The sequence below is a fragment of the Aeromonas sp. JL9 genome (assembly GCF_024436075.1).
Taxonomy (GTDB): Bacteria; Pseudomonadota; Gammaproteobacteria; order Enterobacterales; family Aeromonadaceae; genus Aeromonas; species Aeromonas veronii.
This window is the reverse complement of sequence record NZ_JANFNV010000040.1, coordinates 1-16,845: the sequence shown is the minus strand read 5'-3', so window position 1 is coordinate 16,845 and position 16,845 is coordinate 1. Positions and strand designations below refer to the sequence as shown.

Genomic DNA, 16,845 nt, shown 5'->3' with positions numbered 1-16,845 from the left:
GAAGTATGAGTTTTTGGGGATATAAAGAAGTCTTCTATTTTCACTGTGAGCATTGAGCAGTTTGGGAGAGTGCTGCCAATCTGTTCGATATCTTGGTATTCTGCTCCCCTTTATTTTTATTCTGAGGTCTCCATGGGGCTGATTAATAAGCTACAACTAGCGCGTGACACAGTTCGTCGTCGAGTGGGGCTTTTTTTGTTTGACCGAGAGCGGAGTCGTCCGGCTGACAGTGACAGTGGCAAGGTGGTGCTGCTTCGTTGGGATGCCAAGTTGGGTGATGCTATCGTCTCTTCATGGGTCGCACGAGAAATTCGCCGAGCTCAGCCCGAGCGGGAGGTGTGGGTTGTGACGACCCGTGCCATGGCGCCGCTATTTCGCGATCATCTGGGGGCTGATCGGGTCATCGAGGTACCCAAGCGCCCAGCTTATGGCGAGCTTAAAGCTCTGGCGCACTCTCTTGGGCGGGTCGGATATCTGGTCCATCTTGGCAAGTCACTGAAGATGAAAGATATCTACTTTTTGAATCAGGTCGATGCCTGCCACATTGCTGGCATGGATGATGCGCTGGCTTCCATTGATATCAAGCTTGGCGAACGCACTGCCGGACGCCACTTTGCTGACAAGTTCGCGGCGCTGCTGGATAGCATGGGGATTCACGATCCCGATACCCGATATGTGATCCCTCAAAGTTCCGAGTGGGAGCAAAATCTGGCAGCATGGTGGCCTGCCACGCAGCAGGTGATCGCGTTTAACCCCTATGGTAGTGGCGGTGCCCGCCGTCTGCGGCCGGATATGATTGCCCGCATGCTGGAGCTGATGCTGGCCCATTGTCCGCAAACTCTCTGCCTGCTGTTCCCGCCCGGAATGGAGAAGGAAGTGGCCATATTGCGCGAGAAAGCCAGCGAGCCTGCTCGGGTTCTGCTGTCGCCAGAGACCCCATCGCTTGGCGGACTCTTTACCCAACTGCGTCACTCGGTTGGTCTGGTGTCGGTTGATACCGCCACCGTACATATTGCGGCGGGGTTGGCCTTGCCGATCCTGGGGCTCTATAACCCTGATCTGGGCGGGGGAGGTGAAAACTACGCGGAGTGGCACCCCAACACTCAGGATGCGATGACGCTGTTTTCCAAGTCGTTGGCCAGTCAGGATATCAATTCGCTGGATATGAATGAGTTCGAGCAGACCTTCTCCAGATGGGTTGCCTCGTTGGATAGCAAGAACCCTAAATAACAGGAGTCACAGGGATTGAACGAATTGCACAAGAGATACGGGGCCAGTGTGTTGTTTTATCTGGGGCTTGGCGGAGGGTTGCTGCTTTCCTGGTTGTTTTCCGATCACCAACTCCTCACCGGCGACCAGACCCAGATGCTCTACAAGGGTTACCTTGGAGCTTATGAGGGGGTCTGGCTCAGCTATGGCAATGCGGCGAGTGCGGTGGGCAATGTGCCGGGGAGTTTGTCGGCCTGGCTGATCGGCGGGCCGCTGCTGCTGTGGGATTCTCCCTATGCCCCCATGGTGTTGCTGCTGGCGATGCGGTTGGTCGGATTCCTGCTGTTTGATGCAGTGATCCGTCAGGTGTTTGATGACAGGGTGCGTCTGCTGTTTCTGGTGCTCTGCTGGCTCAACCCCTGGTTCCAGTACGAGAGTCTGCTCTACAACCCCTCCTATCTGTTCCTTTTCTCGGCCATGCACTGCTGGTCTGCCTGGCATATGCGCGAGCGGGCCTCCTTCTGGCACATGATTGTTCACCTGCTGGCCATCGGCATGGCGATGCAGCTGCACTACTCCTGGCCGCTGCTGGCGGTAATGTCCACCTATCTGTTCTGGCGCCGCATTCTCAAGGTGAGCTGGAACGGGGTGGTGGTGGCTACCCTGCTGATCGGTGCCTCCCTGATCCCTTATGCCATGGAAGTGATGAGTAACAGTCATATTACCCAGAACGTCGATCCCGAGGCGCGCCAGCGCTATATCGGCTGGGGGCTGGTGCATGTCTATCCGGTGCTGAAATCAGTGCTCTACTGGCTGCGCTACGGCTCCTGGCTGTTTGCCAGCAAGCTGGTCAACGACACCCAGTTCATCTGGCTGGCTGGGCACGAATACCTGCAGATGGCGGCAGTCTGGCTGTGGCGGGTGGTGATCTACGGAGTGGGCTCGGCGACCGTATTGCTGGCGGCCAAGGCCAACTGGCAGCTGTGGCGCGAACTCAAGCCGCGTCTGTTGCGTAGCGACCGCGCGCCAGTGGATGGTGAAAGCTGGCTCGGTCTCTATGCGCTGGCGGCGGTGCTGGCTGTGCTGGTGAGTGCGGCGCTGTCGCCCATCATCTTCAACTACTGGCACCTGATGCTGATCTTCCCCTACGCCTTGTTCCCGATCCTGCTGTTACTGGTGCGTTGGAGCCGTCGTTACCCGCAGTGGGTTGGCAAGGGGCTGCTGGCGGCAACCCTGTTCTGCACCGCGGTGAACCTGATCGCGGCGTGCGACAGCACCAAGTTCTCCTATCAGGCGGACTACAAAACCCAGGTGCTGGAGTATCTGCAAGAGATGAAGCTGCAACCCAAGCAGTGAGTCATCCACGGCCAGCTCCCCGATCTCGGGGGGCTGGCTGTCACTATTCGAAACGGTCCATATGGGCGAAGTTTTTGGCTTCGGCAACCCAACCCTCACGCCCCTGCTTGTCCCGAATTTTTACCCACCACTGGTTCTGCGGTGACCGGCCGTATCTGATCTCTTTGCGCGCATAGTCATAATCGAGAATGTAGGTTTTGCCCTTGTACCAGAACAGGCTATTGCCTTCGCCCAGTCCGCCGAGGATATAAAGCGTTTCCCCTGCCTTCATATTCAGCAGCGGCCCTTTTCCCTCCTTGCTATAGCCCAGCTTGACCGATCTGAGTATCTCGACGATCCCCGGTTGTTCGGTAATGACGACCCCGGTCAGCCCTTCCACCTGCTGGCCGCGAGGTAGCCGGAACAGCGCTTTGGCCGTCAGGGATGGTTCGGCTCTGACGATCACCTCTTGCTTGGTGGTCCACGACTGATAGGTACAACCCTCAAACGGGCAGCGACCCCAGTCGTAATAGGGCAGGCGCGGCTTTTCATCAGAATTTACGGTCGCAGCAAACAACGACAACAACAGCAAAAACAGTCTCATGAATTTACCTGTCCGGCTGGGCGCTCACCCGCCGGTTTGATGAATGGGGCCGCACTATATCTCAAAGAGACCAAAATCCATCAAAGCCGCGGAATTATTGATTTTCACTTCAATAAAACGGGGGGCCATTGGTCATGGGAGTAGGGGGGGCAAGAGGCCGAAGCGCGGCGGGAGCGGATAGCCCGCCCTACTGCCTTGTGCCATGCTGATGGCTATCAGGGCATCGGGTCGGCACTTATGGGCATCTCTCGTTCGGGCACGCGTTTGGTATTACTGCTATCGACACTTCTTCTCCCTCTTATACCCATCAGCCAAGCCGTGGCGATCAACGCGCCACTGCGGGGATGTGTCTTCCAGTTGGCGCCGCTGGTCACCATTGATCAGCAGGGCAAGGTCTCCGGGCCGGTGATCGACTACTTTCGCCGTCATATCGAACCCGTAATCGGACGCACCATCGAGTGGCAGGGGCTCAATGTGGCGCGGCTGCTCAGCAACCTCGAGAGCGGCGAGTGCGATCTGACCCCGTTGCTGAGTTACAGTCCCGAGCGTGCTCGTCATTTCCGCTATATCGACCCCCACCTGTTGCTGCTGCGGCCGGTGCTGGTGGTACTGGTACCATCGCGACTTCATGCGGTTGAGCGGCAGGAGGATCTCTACGGCACCACCATCGGCTGGTCGAGCCAGGCGATCGTGCCGCCGCTGTTGCAGCATCCGCAGATCCACATCGACACCCTCTCCCAGCTCAGCTGGGAGCATGGCAACATGCAGAAGTTGCTGCGCGGGCGGATTGATGCCGCGCTCTTCTCCAACGATATTTCTGCCAACCATTTTCGTGCCAAGCTTCCTGCGGCGACCCGCCTCATCTACCTGCCGGTCACCCCGCTGCAGGTGCATATCGTGCTGAACAAGTCGTTGGGGGATGGCAATCCCGAGCTGGTGCAACAGATGCGTCAGATGGTGGAGCGGGTGCCGCTTGCCTCGCTGGTGGAGTCAACCCCGCGGCTGTGGGGGCGTTGAGAGGGGGTTGCGTGCAATAATCTACAAGTTCAAGGCCCGCTGCTGGTGTATCTATAAGCCATGAGTACCACCGATTCCCTTATCCGCTACTGGCAATCCCCGCACCTGCCGGGGGTCGAGCTGTCACACTCCCACCACAGGGCGTTCAGCTACGGCCGCCATGTCCATCTCGACTACCATATCGGGCTGGTGCAGCGGGGTGGCCAGAAGTTTATCCATAAGGGAAACAGTCACCATCTGGTGCGCGGGGTGCTCTCTACCGTTAACCCGGATGAGGTGCACGACGGCCTCAGCCTGTTGCCGGAAGGGTATGAGGTGCGGGTCTTCGCCATCGATCCGCAGCAGCTGGCGCTCTGGCTGCCGGAGCAGCCGGAACCCTTCTTCGACAAGGGATTGCAGAGCCGCCCCGACCTCTATCAGGGCTTTGCCCAGCTACACGGCTATCTCGACAACCCCAAGGCTGATGGCCTGCTGATCGAGAGCCAGCTGCTCGCCCTGCTGGGGGAGCTGCTGCATCTGGCCCCCGAGGTACACCAGCTTGCCGATCCCCAACTGCGATTCCTTCGCGACTACCTGATGGCCGCCCTCGACGAGCCCCACTCGCTGGAAGAGCTGGCGGGGCTGCTCGGGCTCGACCGTTTCGCCTTCCTGCGTCAGTTCAAGAAGCGCAGCGGCATGACCCCCTACGCCTGGCTGAAACGGCTGCGGCTGGAACAGGGCAAGCGGTTGCTGGCGAGCGGGATGGCGGTGAGCGAGGTGGCGCTGGCGGTCGGCTTCTTCGATCAGAGTCACTTCCACCACGGCTTTCGCCAGGCATTCGGTCTGACACCCGCCGAATTTCGTGCCCAGATGCAATCTTTTACAAGCCGCGCCCCCCGCTGATCCGCCATGCTGACTCTCCGTCGTTAAAGCGAGAGTTGTTATGCTGACCAGTCTGTTCGTTACCCTCGGCCTGATGCACCTGATTGCACTGGCCAGCCCCGGCCCCGATTTCGCCCTGATCCTGCGCACCAGCCTGCACCGGCCGACCGCCCTTGGCGCGGCGCTGGGCATCTCGCTGGCGATCATGGTGCACGCCACCCTGAGCCTGACCGGGATCAGCATGCTGATTGCCAGTCACCCGCTGCTGTTTATGGTGATCAAGTGCTGCGGCGCCCTCTATCTGGGCTGGTTGGGGTGGGGCGCCCTGATGGCGGCTCGCCAGCAGAGCAGTACCGTGATGGCCAGCGCCGCCAACGAGCTGCGCGGCTGGGGCAGGGGCGTGCGCACTGGCCTTGCCACCAACCTGCTTAACCCCAAGGCGCTGGTGTTCTTTATCGGTCTGCTGGCCGCCATGGTGACGCCAGAGGTGGATGGAATGACCCGCAGCCTGCTGGTGGGCGAGCTCTTCATCATCTCCCTCTGTTGGTTCGGGCTGCTGGCGTGGAGCCTCTCCACCGATCGTGCCCAGCGCCTGCTGCTGCGGGTGCAGCGACCGCTCAATCTGGTGACCGGCGTGCTGTTTGCGGTGGTCAGCCTCTCCATTCTGGCGAGCATGGGCGCCGAGCTGATGGTCTGACGGGTGGGCGCATGGGCCTATACTCCAACAAGGTTTACCTGTCAGGAGTACCCGGCCATGCGTCTACTGCCTCTTTGCTGGTTGTTGGGGATGACCCCGGCGCTGGCGGCCCCGGTTCAGCTCAAATTGCTGGAGTGGGGCTATCTGCCTGCGGGTTATGAACAACAGTTTGCCGACTACGCCAAAGCCCATGGGGTGGAGGCGACGGTCAGCCGGATCGAACCGCTGCTGACCGATTTCGACAGCGTCTACCGCGCCCTGCGCACCCGCAGCGCCGATGTGGTGCTGCCGACCAGCTACTTCTACAAGGCCCATCACCAGCCGCTGTTCAAGCTGCTGCTCCCCATCGATTTCAGCCGCCTGCAGCACTACCCCGAGGTGAAGCCCGCCCTCAAGAACACCGAGTATGACAAGCAGGGGGAGCGCAACTACTCGGTGCCCTTCTCCTACGCCATGTTCAGCCTCGCTTATGACAGCAAGCAGGTGCCGCAAGCGCCCACCAGTTGGCAGGTGCTTGCCAACAGCTCGCCGTCGGGCCAGTTTGCCGAGTTCTGCGACCAGTTCGAGCCGCTGCTCTTTTCGGTGCTGCTCTCGCTGGGCAAGTCGCCCGCCCTGTTTGCCAGCGGCGAGATGCTGGCCGACAAGACCTTGCAGCAAGAGGTGGAGCAGCAGCTCTCGCAGCGGCTGCGAGCCAGTCGCGGCTTCTGGTTCAATCAGGCCAACCGCTGCGAGGATCTGCGCCAGCAGACCTTTGCCACCACCTGGGGGCTGGAGTTGGTGGAGTGCAACAAGCAGAACGATCAGCAGTGGCGGATCGCCATGGTGCAGGAGGGGGCCATCTATGCCCTCGATGCGCTCTCCATCGCTCGCCATGTGGGCGATGATCCCGCACGGCTCAAGGCCGCCTACCTGCTGGTGGATTTTCTGCTGAGCGCGCCGCTGCAACGCCAGATGCTGGTGGGCACGCCCACCATCTCGGCCAGCAATATGGCCTCCCGGCCGCCCCTCAGCCCGCAGGAGCAGGCGGTGCTGCCGGATCGCCCGCTGCCGGAGTTTGACGAGCGGCTGCTGGTGCCCGCGTTGCCCGCCCATATCAAGAATCGCTACAAACGGATGGTGCAGCAGGCGATCGTCGCCAGCGGCAAAGAGGGGCTTGTCAAGCAGTGCCCCTGGGATCTCGATAACTGATGAATGAGCCTGCCGCTTCTCCGGCGGCAGGCAAGTTTGCGCAAGATGGCTGATGATCAGTCATCGCGCGTTCCAGGGCATTCCCCCGTTCAACTCACACCGCTCGCTGGCCCCCATCGTTTGAAAAAAACCTGAGCGCTTTTCGCAGCCCCATTTAGCCGGATTAAATAACCGAACCCTCGCCAGATTGCCGTTCATACCCTGGCTGACCCTGTACAAAAGTGCCTCAATTGTGACAACTTGGATGTGAGCTGAACAATCCTGATCTGTCCCTTGTGGGAAGGTGATGAATAGGTTATTTCTCTGTGGCATTGGCGGCATCCGGCACGGGTTCTCCAGCCATGTGGTGCGAAATCCACAGCAAAAACAAACAGTAAAATGCAGGAGCAAATATGAAAAAGGTCGTGATGGTTGCCGTGGCTGTGGCCCTTCTGGGTGGCTGCGCCGTCAAGAATCAGGTATCCCACAGCTTGCAGGCGATCCCGCTGACAGCCTTCCAGCAGAGCGAGAGCAACCCCAATCAGCGCGTCTACAAGGAGCCGGGCGTTGACCTGCGCCAATACAATGAAGTGCTGCTCGATCCGCTGCAGTTTATCCGGCAGGAGAACGGCCAGTGGTATCTGCTGACCGCCAACGAACAGAACCAGATTGGCCGCTACTACCACGACAAGTTCCAAAGCGAGCTGATCAAGCAGGGCGTCAAGATCGCCACCGCCCCCGGCCCGAAAGTGATGCGGATCCAGGCCGCCGTCACCAACTTCGACCTGACCCGCCCCGACCCCAAGCTGCGTGACCTGCTGCCAGCCAAGATCGCCATCAATGTCACCCGCGAAGTGATCGGCAAGGAGCCCTATCTGCTCAAGGTGGGCAGCATGGCCCAGCTGCTCGACTCCCAAAGCGGCAAGCTGCTGGTGCGGGTGATGGATGCCCGCGAGAGCACGGATACCACCCACAAGGATGAACCCATCACCGCCGGGGAGATGGAGAAGATGATCGACCAGTGGGCGGCCAATCGCGCCAAACAGCTGGCAGACAATCTGGGCCGCTGACGGTTTATCGCGTCTGAACGGGGCGCAGCCGGAGCCTTTTTGGCTGCATTAATGGCAAGATATTGATAAGGTGGTCATTTTTAAGGCAGGAGAAAATGATATGAAACGTGTGCTGTTACCCATCCTTGTTGCTGGCCTGTTGAGTGCCTGCAGTACCACATCATCCACGCCGGAGTGTGTGCCGATGGCGGGAGGCTGGCAGAGTCAGCCATTGCCCAATGCTGAAGGAGAGGCCGCGCTGGCCAGCGTGCTGGCTCGCATGAATACGGCCGCCAAACTGCAGAGCATCCGCGAGGTGCGCAGCCAGGTGGTCTCCGGGGTCAACTACGACATCGAGTTCCAGCTCGACAACGGTGAGGTGTGGAACACCCGTGTCTATCGGGATCTGAAAGGGAACTACCAGATGACCCGCACGGCTGCACAGGGCGAGCTTCCCCCCCTGCCTTGCGTCAAGGCCAAGTAATCCCCGCATATTGTGCCCCTCGCCAGAGGGGCTCATCAGACCAGAAAATTTCTGCTTTTCTCCCCGCATTCTGGCCGTCAGGATGACCCTTCCCGTGACTGCATCCTCATAGAAAAGGAACCGCTATGAATCGCCACCCCGGCATCAAACACTGGCGCGAGCTGCAAGAGCAGACGCCGCGCTACTACTCCGGCAGTCAGGAGCCCCTTTCCCGCGGCTGTGCCCTCGGCAAACACTTCGGCTTTAGCCGCATCGGTATTCACCACGAGATTGTCGAACCCGGCCATCGCACCAGCTGGCCCCACGCCGAAAAGACTGAAGACGAGTTTGTTCACGTGCTGGAAGGGACGCCGGATGTCTGGCTCGACGGCGTGCTCTATCGGCTGCAACCGGGGGATTCGGTAGGCTTCAAGGCCGGTGACGGGCTGGCCCACGCCTTTATCAACAACACCGAAGAGACTGTCCGCCTGCTCTGCATTGGCGATACCGATCGGGAGGACAACCGCATCCACTATGCCGTGCACCCCGAGCGCAATATCACCCTCGGCAAGCTGCACTGGGATGACGTACCCGAGCGCGAGCTGGGGGATCACGACGGCCTGCCCGACAAGCTGCGCGAGCGCAACGGCCCCTTCTAGGACGCAGCCCTTCTGCGCACCAGATCTGCACCACCCGATATAAAAAAGCCTGCCGCGTGGCAGGCTTTTGCTATCTGTTTGCCGCCAGTGGCGTGCAGCGCTTATTGCAGGTTGAGCCCGCCCAGATAGTCGCGCTTGCCAAGATCGACCCCGGCGCGGCGCAGCAGGGCGTAGGCCATGGTGAGGTGGAAGTAGAAGTTGGGAATGCCGTACTCATGGACGCAGGTATGGCCATCCATCCCCTTGCCGCCCGCCCAGTGGGGCACGTAACGACCGCTGGCGTACTGGCTGTAGTCCGCGTCCAGCTTGCCTTGCAGATAGGTGATGGTCTTGCCGATATGGGCGCGCAGATCGGCGATGGTGTTGGGCTCATCGCCCATGGCCGGCAGCTCGCTGTGGCTGGCGGTGGCGACCACGGTGCGGGCCGAATCGCAGCAGATCAGCACCTGCTTGCTGAAGGGCAGCATATCGACGATCAGCCGCTCGCCGAAGAAGTTCTCCACGTTGAACTGCTTCGCCGCGGCGTGGGCTTCGGCCTTGGCCAGACAGTGGTCGAGGTTGGTCAGCATCTTGATGAACTGGGCGGTAATGTCGCGATTCATGAGCACTCTCCATCTTGTTGAAACAGCGGCCCGCGTGTGCGGTCACGGTGAATGAGACTGGCTAATCGGCCACCAATATACCCCAACCGCTGCCGGGTTCGAGCCCGCCGCGACGAAAGGGCAGGGCAGCGCTACTTCGCGCGACAGCAGCTGGCCAAGCAGCCCTGCTCGCTTTTTGAACCTGTGAGTCCCTTATCGCCCCTTTTTTGATCTGTGACATAAATCACCTTTTTTCAGGGGCGTAGGCTGAATGCCGTTGTCCTGGACAGACGCCTGCGCATCCGCCAGGACACAAGAAAAGGAGAATGAGATGAAGATCTATGACCGTAACCGCAATGTGCTGAACCAGGGTCAGCGCGTGATGATTGCCGCCACTGGCGCAGTCGATTTTCTGAAAGAGGCCCACACCGACAATATGACCCCCTATCAGGCGGAGCATGAGAAGTGCGTGCTGCTGGCAAACTCCGGTGAGCGCTACGCCCCCATCGAGTTGATTAGACTAGGCTGATCCCTTTCCCTGTCACCCTACTCTTTACAATTCACCCGGCCACCGCGCCCCATCTGGCGGCCGGGTTTCTGAGTTCTCCCACCTTCATCCCACCAAATGCCGAAAAATTGAGCCGGGTCACATCCCGCTCGATTTGAGCGATTGTCAGCCAGCGCAGGCTCATGCGAACCTTTAAATCCCGTTAACCCACTAAAAAATAACGACTATGTTCAGGCAAATAGTGATGAGTGCCGCCCTGCTGTCGGCGGCGCTGCTTTCCGGTTGTGCTTCCGTACCCATGGCCGATGCCACCGCAGACGCGCAGGCCAAGCAGTTTGTGGCGCCCAAGGATGCGGCCAACCTCTATATCTATCGCAACGAGACCTTCGGTGCGGCTGTCAAAATGCCGCTGCTGGTGGATGGTATGGCGGTCGGCGATACCGTGGCCCACACCTACATCCTCAAGCAGGTGACGCCGGGCAGCCACACCATCACCTCCAAGTCGGAGAACGATGCCACCCTGACCCTCAGTACCGAGGCGGGTAAAAACTACTACGTATGGCAGGAGGTCAAGATGGGCCTGCTGATGGCCCGCTCCAAGCTGAGTCAGGTCAGTGAGGAAGAAGGCAAACAAGGGGTGATGGAGAGCAAGCTGGTTAAGTGAACTCCTCAAAATATGTTTTGCGTGATGTGTTTTTATGGAAAATTCGCTCTCATTGTTAATTGAATAAAGCTAAGGATAGTCATGGATATTTTGTTAGTCTCTAACACACCAAGTGCCAATAGCGGTTATGTGACTATTGATGGGGAGAATACGGATTTTATTAATTTTATCCATAAGGAATTCACCCCCCCAGATGGCACTTACAACGAAATCCTCTGGGGAATAAAGAACATTGCCTATAAAACAAGTTTTATATACGCTGCCACCGTATTATACCAGGCTGCAACTAGCAAAAAAAAATTACAAATAAAAGAGATCCCAAAAGCAAAAGGTACTAAAAATCACCAGAGAGCGAGTCTTCTTTTAAAGTCTGTTATAGTTCCTAAAAAAACTGTTATGGAAGGAGAGGTGGAGTATAACCACGAGATATTTAAAGGAATGTTTAAATTAAAAGAACAATTTGAACAGATAATTAAAAACATGGATTCCGACGATTCCGAGATAATTGTTTGTGATGCCGATTCTGTTGCCAATGCATTTGGGCTAGATAACATTGATGTAGGTATCTACACCATAGATAACTCAAATATCCCTATCAAACTATCCAATTATTCCCAATGTATGTGGGAAAATGTCAAAGATGGAATAATAAAAACGTTCCTAAATCTCAATGCAAATAGAATATATATATCGGATAAGACAGAGGCTTCAGTGGGAGCAGAACTTGCAATTAGTAAAGAAGTGATTTCTTTGGCACCTAAACTGGGCCTGAACTTAAAGAGGAAAGATATATTTAGCTTTGACATGAAACTGCATGGTGTATTTGATGTAGAAAGAGCATCGGCATCATTATATAAAATCACGGCATTTCCAGAACTGAAAGCATTGGCAGAACACATTATCAAAAATAACAACTCAGGGCAAAGCTATGAAGGTACTGCATTTTTAGATGTTACTTTCGGTGCCAACTTGAATTTAATTACCATCTTTCAAGGTGCATTCTCATCCGGTTACTCAAGAGAGTTGCAGATAAAAATTGAGTTTTCCTAAATGAGGAGCCCCTATTTTTTATTAAAAGAATGGCGTAGCTAGATCGGCTACGCCACGGGGAGCGGGGCATCTGGCAACGCCATTATTGGGAACACGTGATCCGGGATGAGCAGGATTACCGCCGCCATATGGATTACGTCCATATCAACCTGCTCAAACATGGTCATGTCACGCGGGTGGCAGATTGGCCGTATTCCACCTTCCATCGTTACGTGGCGAATGGCGTCTATCCGCCGGATTGGTGCGGGTCGGTGGATGGGGCATCGGGGGGATTGGAGTAAACCCCTAAAAGGGTTGTTCCGTTGTAAGCGACCGATTACGCTTCGCTAATCGAACCTACGGCCCTATCATTGGCCAGTTACATCATAGATGTGTGCGTACATTATTTTAACTTGTTATTATTGGATTATACCCCAGTGGGTCTAAAAATTGGGTGGTTGTTATCAATGAAAGAAGCATATTCTGGCAAACAAGTGATAAGGGCAGGAGAAAAATTTCTCACCGATGAGATATTTGATGATGAACAATCACTAAACGAGGCATTTGATACTCTCTCCTATTGGAGGTTTAGCCATGAAGTTGCATTAGAAAACGCATTGATCCTTCTCCAAGAACAATCATTGAAGAAAGACAAAAATGCAATATTCGCTAAGCGATTAAAACGATTCGTTTCGATAGTTAAAAAGTTACGTCGCTTCCCAGAAATGAAATTGAAAAACATGCAGGACATTGGCGGCTGTCGAGCTATCGTTTCCAATCCAAAAAAAATTGTACAAATTGTTAGGGAATTACGAAAAAGACCTGAATTCAAAAATGGTAGTGGTAGGATAAGGTCTAAGGACTATATAGAAAATCCTAAAGATGACGGATATCGTGGCTATCATCTTATTGGGCAGTTTGATAATGGACTAGGGGGTAAACGAAGTATCGAGTTACAGATAAGAACTAGACTTCAGCACGATTGGGCAACAACTCTAGAAATAGTTGATCTATTTACAGGGCAAGCCTTGAAGTCCAATCAGGGTGAATGTGATTGGCATGAGTTTTTTGCGAGCGTTAGTCAGCAGTTCGCAATTATGGAGAGCATTCATCTTTTTGACACTTTCACGTTGATGCAAAAACTCTCCGCGTATAAGGAATGTATTTTTGCGCTAGATGAAGAAGCAAAAAAATCTTGTATTACCGCTCAGCATGCGGCTAAAAAGCTGAATGTAATAAAAAGGTTGGAGGCTTACTCAAACTCACTTAAAATAATAGATGGTAGAATTAGTGAGAATGCATTTGATGGTTACGCCTTGATATTGGTTGACACAAAAAAAGCAACTGTCACAACATCTCTTTTTGAGAAAAGTCAAAATGAGGCAGCAGAGAAAGAATATGTTGATGCAGAGAAGCTTGCAGCAAGTGACAAGGATTTAGTTGTAGCCCTAGTATCTACAACAGCTGTCGGTGGTATTAAAGAGGCGTATCCCAATTATTTTGCGGATTCAACAGATTTCATTCTTCATCTTGCGTGTATTGTTAAGGTTGAAATCGAGCCGAAGAGGAGTTTTCTGTCGAGACTATTCGGGTAAATGTAACGATAGAGTTCGAATAGCGAGGCGCATTCGGACGATCGCGTATTTAAAGTTGTCGCGATAGGCAATATAAAAACCAACCCGGCCTAAGCCGGGTTGGTTATTTCAAAAGGCGGGAAAAATCACAGCGCTTCCAATCTGGCATACGCCGTCACCAGCCACTTGGCGCCGACGTCGTCGAACTGGATCTGCACTCGGCTCTGCTGGCCGACCCCTTCGAAGTTGAGTACCACCCCTTCGCCGAATTTCGGATGGAGCACCCGCTGGCCGAGCTTGATGCCGCTGGCGTCAAAGCTCTGCTGCACCTCGTTCTGGCTAAAGCGGCCGTACTGGGTGGGGCGGCTGACCTGAGTGCGCAGCCGGATCTCTTCCAGACACTCGGCGGGCATCTCGCGGATAAAGCGGCTCGGCTTGTGGAACATCTCGCGACCGTAGATGCGGCGGCTCTCGGCATAACAGATGTAGAGCTTCTCCATGGCGCGGGTCATGCCGACGTAACAGAGACGGCGCTCCTCTTCCAGCCGGCCCGACTCCTCGGTGGATTGCTGGCTGGGGAACATGCCTTCTTCGACGCCGACCAGCAGCACCAGTGGGAACTCCAGCCCTTTGGCGCTGTGCAGGGTCATCAGCTGCACCGCGTCGGCATATTCGTCCGCCTGATTCTCGCCGGACTCCAGCGCCGCGTGGGCGAGGAAGGCGGAGAGATCGCTCATATCCTCCAGCTCGTCCGGGCGCTGGTACTGGCGGCAGGCGGTGACCAGTTCGTCCAGGTTCTCTACCCGCGCCTGGGATTTCTCGCCTTTTTCCGCCAGATACATCGCCTTGAGGCCGGAGTTCTGGATGGCGATATCCGCCTGCTGGTGCAGTGGCAGCAGGGAGACCTGCTCTTCCAGCGCGTCGATCAGCTCGACAAAGCCGCGCACCGCATTACCGGCGCGACCGGTCAGCACCTTGTCATTGAGCAGGGCCTTGGCCGATTGCCACAGGTTGAGCCCCTGATCGCGGGCGTTGCCGCGCAGGATCTCGAGGGTGCGATCGCCGATGCCGCGGGTCGGGGTGTTGACCACCCGCTCGAAGCTGGCGTCGTCGCCACGGTTGTTGATAAGCCGCAGGTAGGCCATGGCGTCTTTGATTTCCTGCCGTTCGAAGAAGCGCAGGCCACCGTAGATGCGATAGGGCATGGCGTCCTGCATCAGCGCCTCTTCCAGCACCCGTGACTGGGCGTTGGAGCGATAGAGGATGGCGCAGTCGGCCAAGAGGCCGCCCTTTTCCTTCCAATCCTTGAGGCGGCCGACCACGAAGCGCGCTTCGTCCACCTCGTTGAAGGCGGCGTAGAGCGAAATCGGCTCGCCCTCGGCCCCTTCGGTCCACAGCTCCTTGCCAAGGCGCTCGGCGTTGTTGGCGATGACGCTGTTGGCGGCCTTGAGGATATTGGCGGTGGAGCGGTAGTTCTGCTCGAGGCGGATGGTCTCGGCGCCCTGATAGTCGGTCAGGAAGCGCTGGATGTTCTCGATTTTGGCGCCGCGCCAGCCGTAGATGGACTGGTCATCGTCGCCGACGATCATCACCTTGCCGCTGTTGCCCGCCAGCATCCGCAGCCAGGCGTACTGGATGCCGTTGGTATCCTGAAACTCGTCCACCAGGATGTTCTGGAAGCGGTCGCGGTAGTGCTCGAGGATGTGCGGCTTGTTGAGCCACAGCTCGTGGGCGCGCAGCAGCAGTTCGGCGAAGTCCACCAGACCGGAGCGATCACAGGTCTCCTGATAGGTCTTGTAGATCTGCTGATAGGTGCGGGTGACGGGGTCGCCATAGAGGTCGATGTCGCCGGGGCGCAGCCCTTCGTCCTTCTTGCCGTTGATATAGCCCATCACGGCACGCGGGGCCCAGTGCTTCTCGTCGAGGTTGAGCGCCTTGAGCACCCGGCGAATGAGACGGTACTGGTCATCGGAGTCGAGGATCTGGAAATCCTGCGGCAAGCCCGCATCCAGATGGTGGGCCCGCAGCAAGCGGTGGGCGATGCCGTGGAAGGTGCCGATCCACATGCCGCGCACGCCGTCGCCGATCACCTTCTCGACCCGGCCGCGCATCTCGGCCGCCGCCTTGTTGGTAAAGGTGACCGCGATGATGGAGAAGGGTGAACAGCGTTCCACCTGCATCAGCCAGGCGATACGGTGCACCAGTACCCGGGTCTTGCCCGAACCGGCACCGGCCAGCACCAGCAGGTTGCTGCGGGGCGCCGCAACGGCATCTCTTTGCTTGTCGTTGAGCCCGTCGAGCAGGGTTGAAACGTCCATCACCACTCCTGTTTATTTATACAGGCGGGGATTATACGGAAGTTCTGCCGATCCTGAAATGCATGATTCCCGAGGTGGCACAGGTTGCTGTTTTTGATAGTGGCGTTTTCGGAGCAGCCGTTGTTCACCTGTTGGGGTGAACGTGAGGTCTTCTCCTGCCACTTCATGGGTGGCTATCTGATAACTCATCTCGGCTGCGACCACGTTACCTTCGGGCAGCGTGCCATGAACTCGATAGAGGCGCAGTTTCATTTCGCTCAGATAGGCTTTTTCAAAATAGAGCGGGCAGTCGCCCAGCAGTAATACACCTTGCTCGTAGTGTGATCGCTGGTTATTGACAGCGCGCATGGAGAATAGGCTGAGCAGCGAGAGCTTTTTGGGAAGGAGTTCACGATGAAATTCGCGGGCGTAAATACGATAAACAAGCATCCCTTGCTCATCGTATACAGCGTTCGAATAGTCACGGTAGTGTTCTGTGACTCCGAGCGCCAAGGCGCCCGGAGTGAAGCTGATGAGCATGGTGGCAAGCAGTGCCACAATGCTCGGGCTGTTGAGGTTACTGAAGCGCAGCACAATCTACGACATCAGACTGGCCGTTTTCGGTACGACGGCACTCCAGGAAGACCTTGCCGAAGGTAGAGCCTTCACGGGGTTTCAGAGTGACTTCAGTATGGTAGGGAACAACCGGAGCGCGAGTGACGTGCATGATGTAGCTTGCCGTTTGATCGAACTCGTTTTGGACGAAGTCTGAGGTGTATTCAACTTTGAAACTCAGTTGCGGCATGATCCAGAAGTTATTCTCCTGAATGGCAGCAACTTCTGCTGGACTCAACCCGCAAACCGGGTTGCCCATCATCTTGGAGTACTCTTCGGAGTAGGAACCCATGTTACCTTCGCAGGTGCCTGCGCCAACGAGTACATCGACGTCATTACGATCCAGCCCTTCGCTGAAGAAGGGGTTCAAATCCAGTTTGACGGAGATGCCGTTACCATTGGTGGAATCGACGATGACGCTCGCTTGCTGACCGTTCAGGTGCATATTCCGGCCGATCATGAACACCGATTCCGGTTCAACGTGAACACCATTTCCGGACCAATGTGAACGCTCAT

General features: G+C 56.4%; 18 protein-coding genes and 1 pseudogene. 14 read left to right on the top strand and 5 right to left on the bottom strand.

Going from position 1 to position 16,845, the window contains the following annotated elements:
* Positions 1-195 precede the first annotated feature (195 nt).
* Both NOM06_RS19260 and NOM06_RS19255 read left to right on the top strand, forming a co-directional pair.
* Positions 196-1,230: a glycosyltransferase family 9 protein gene (locus NOM06_RS19260; RefSeq protein WP_255912783.1), complete on the top strand. Its 1,035-nt coding sequence runs from the start codon at positions 196-198 to the stop codon at positions 1,228-1,230.
* A 135-nt stretch (positions 1,231-1,365) separates the two neighbouring features.
* Positions 1,366-2,565 (top strand): 3-deoxy-D-manno-octulosonic acid transferase, encoded by a 1,200-nt coding sequence (locus NOM06_RS19255; RefSeq protein WP_305120822.1) that lies wholly within the window; start codon positions 1,366-1,368, stop codon positions 2,563-2,565.
* A gap of 43 nt (positions 2,566-2,608) precedes the next feature.
* Here the strand turns inward: NOM06_RS19255 and NOM06_RS19250 are convergent, their stop codons facing one another.
* On the bottom strand, positions 2,609-3,148 hold the full coding sequence (locus NOM06_RS19250) for a hypothetical protein (RefSeq protein ID WP_255912781.1): 540 nt from the start codon (positions 3,146-3,148) through the stop codon (positions 2,609-2,611).
* A gap of 318 nt (positions 3,149-3,466) precedes the next feature.
* On the opposite strand from NOM06_RS19250, the gene NOM06_RS19245 reads away from it, so the two are divergent.
* The 7 genes from NOM06_RS19245 to NOM06_RS19215 all read left to right on the top strand — a co-directional run bounded on the left by NOM06_RS19245 (position 3,467) and on the right by NOM06_RS19215 (position 9,061).
* Positions 3,467-4,165 (top strand): transporter substrate-binding domain-containing protein, encoded by a 699-nt coding sequence (locus tag NOM06_RS19245; RefSeq protein ID WP_255912780.1) that lies wholly within the window; start codon positions 3,467-3,469, stop codon positions 4,163-4,165.
* A 60-nt stretch (positions 4,166-4,225) separates the two neighbouring features.
* Positions 4,226-5,047 carry an AraC family transcriptional regulator gene (locus tag NOM06_RS19240; RefSeq protein ID WP_139399884.1) on the top strand — a complete coding sequence of 274 codons (822 nt, stop codon included), beginning with the start codon at positions 4,226-4,228 and terminating at the stop codon, positions 5,045-5,047.
* Positions 5,048-5,087: 40 nt separating this feature from the next.
* Positions 5,088-5,723 carry a LysE family translocator gene (locus tag NOM06_RS19235; protein WP_021230720.1) on the top strand — a complete coding sequence of 212 codons (636 nt, stop codon included), beginning with the start codon at positions 5,088-5,090 and terminating at the stop codon, positions 5,721-5,723.
* 57 nt (positions 5,724-5,780) lie between these two features.
* Positions 5,781-6,911 (top strand): PotD/PotF family extracellular solute-binding protein, encoded by a 1,131-nt coding sequence (locus tag NOM06_RS19230; protein ID WP_255912779.1) that lies wholly within the window; start codon positions 5,781-5,783, stop codon positions 6,909-6,911.
* A gap of 392 nt (positions 6,912-7,303) precedes the next feature.
* On the top strand, positions 7,304-7,960 hold the full coding sequence (locus tag NOM06_RS19225) for a DUF3313 domain-containing protein (protein ID WP_255912777.1): 657 nt from the start codon (positions 7,304-7,306) through the stop codon (positions 7,958-7,960).
* Positions 7,961-8,060: 100 nt separating this feature from the next.
* Entirely contained in the window at positions 8,061-8,423 is a 363-nt protein-coding gene (locus NOM06_RS19220) for a cystatin domain-containing protein (RefSeq protein ID WP_206900769.1), read from the top strand.
* 125 nt (positions 8,424-8,548) lie between these two features.
* Entirely contained in the window at positions 8,549-9,061 is a 513-nt protein-coding gene (locus NOM06_RS19215; RefSeq protein ID WP_255912775.1) for a cupin domain-containing protein, read from the top strand.
* 101 nt (positions 9,062-9,162) lie between these two features.
* Here NOM06_RS19215 and NOM06_RS19210 read toward each other — a convergent pair whose 3' ends face one another.
* Positions 9,163-9,663 carry a DUF1993 domain-containing protein gene (locus tag NOM06_RS19210; protein WP_108541594.1) on the bottom strand — a complete coding sequence of 167 codons (501 nt, stop codon included), beginning with the start codon at positions 9,661-9,663 and terminating at the stop codon, positions 9,163-9,165.
* Between the two features lie 310 nt (positions 9,664-9,973).
* Here NOM06_RS19210 and ydfZ point away from each other — a divergent pair, with 310 nt between their 5' ends.
* The 5 genes and pseudogenes from ydfZ (at position 9,974) to NOM06_RS19190 (ending at position 13,438) form a co-directional block, all read left to right on the top strand.
* Positions 9,974-10,171, top strand: coding sequence for a putative selenium delivery protein YdfZ (ydfZ, locus tag NOM06_RS19205; protein ID WP_005357022.1), 198 nt, complete (start codon positions 9,974-9,976; stop codon positions 10,169-10,171).
* A gap of 205 nt (positions 10,172-10,376) precedes the next feature.
* Entirely contained in the window at positions 10,377-10,814 is a 438-nt protein-coding gene (locus NOM06_RS19200) for a DUF2846 domain-containing protein (protein WP_342394060.1), read from the top strand.
* A gap of 81 nt (positions 10,815-10,895) precedes the next feature.
* Complete coding sequence (locus NOM06_RS19195) at positions 10,896-11,864, top strand: hypothetical protein (protein ID WP_108588402.1); 969 nt, start codon at positions 10,896-10,898, stop codon at positions 11,862-11,864.
* Positions 11,865-11,908: 44 nt separating this feature from the next.
* Positions 11,909-12,145: pseudogene (locus NOM06_RS20950) on the top strand (transposase); the annotation flags it as partial.
* Positions 12,146-12,310: 165 nt separating this feature from the next.
* Entirely contained in the window at positions 12,311-13,438 is a 1,128-nt protein-coding gene (locus tag NOM06_RS19190; protein ID WP_255912773.1) for a RelA/SpoT domain-containing protein, read from the top strand.
* Between the two features lie 125 nt (positions 13,439-13,563).
* On the opposite strand, the gene uvrD is transcribed toward NOM06_RS19190, so the two are convergent.
* The 3 genes from uvrD to NOM06_RS19175 form a co-directional block, all read right to left on the bottom strand.
* Complete coding sequence (uvrD, locus tag NOM06_RS19185) at positions 13,564-15,735, bottom strand: DNA helicase II (protein WP_005340805.1); 2,172 nt, start codon at positions 15,733-15,735, stop codon at positions 13,564-13,566.
* Between the two features lie 12 nt (positions 15,736-15,747).
* Complete coding sequence (locus NOM06_RS19180; protein WP_255912771.1) at positions 15,748-16,272, bottom strand: hypothetical protein; 525 nt, start codon at positions 16,270-16,272, stop codon at positions 15,748-15,750.
* 19 nt (positions 16,273-16,291) lie between these two features.
* A partial coding sequence (locus tag NOM06_RS19175; RefSeq protein ID WP_255912770.1) for a hypothetical protein occupies positions 16,292-16,845 on the bottom strand: 554 nt, incomplete at its 5' end.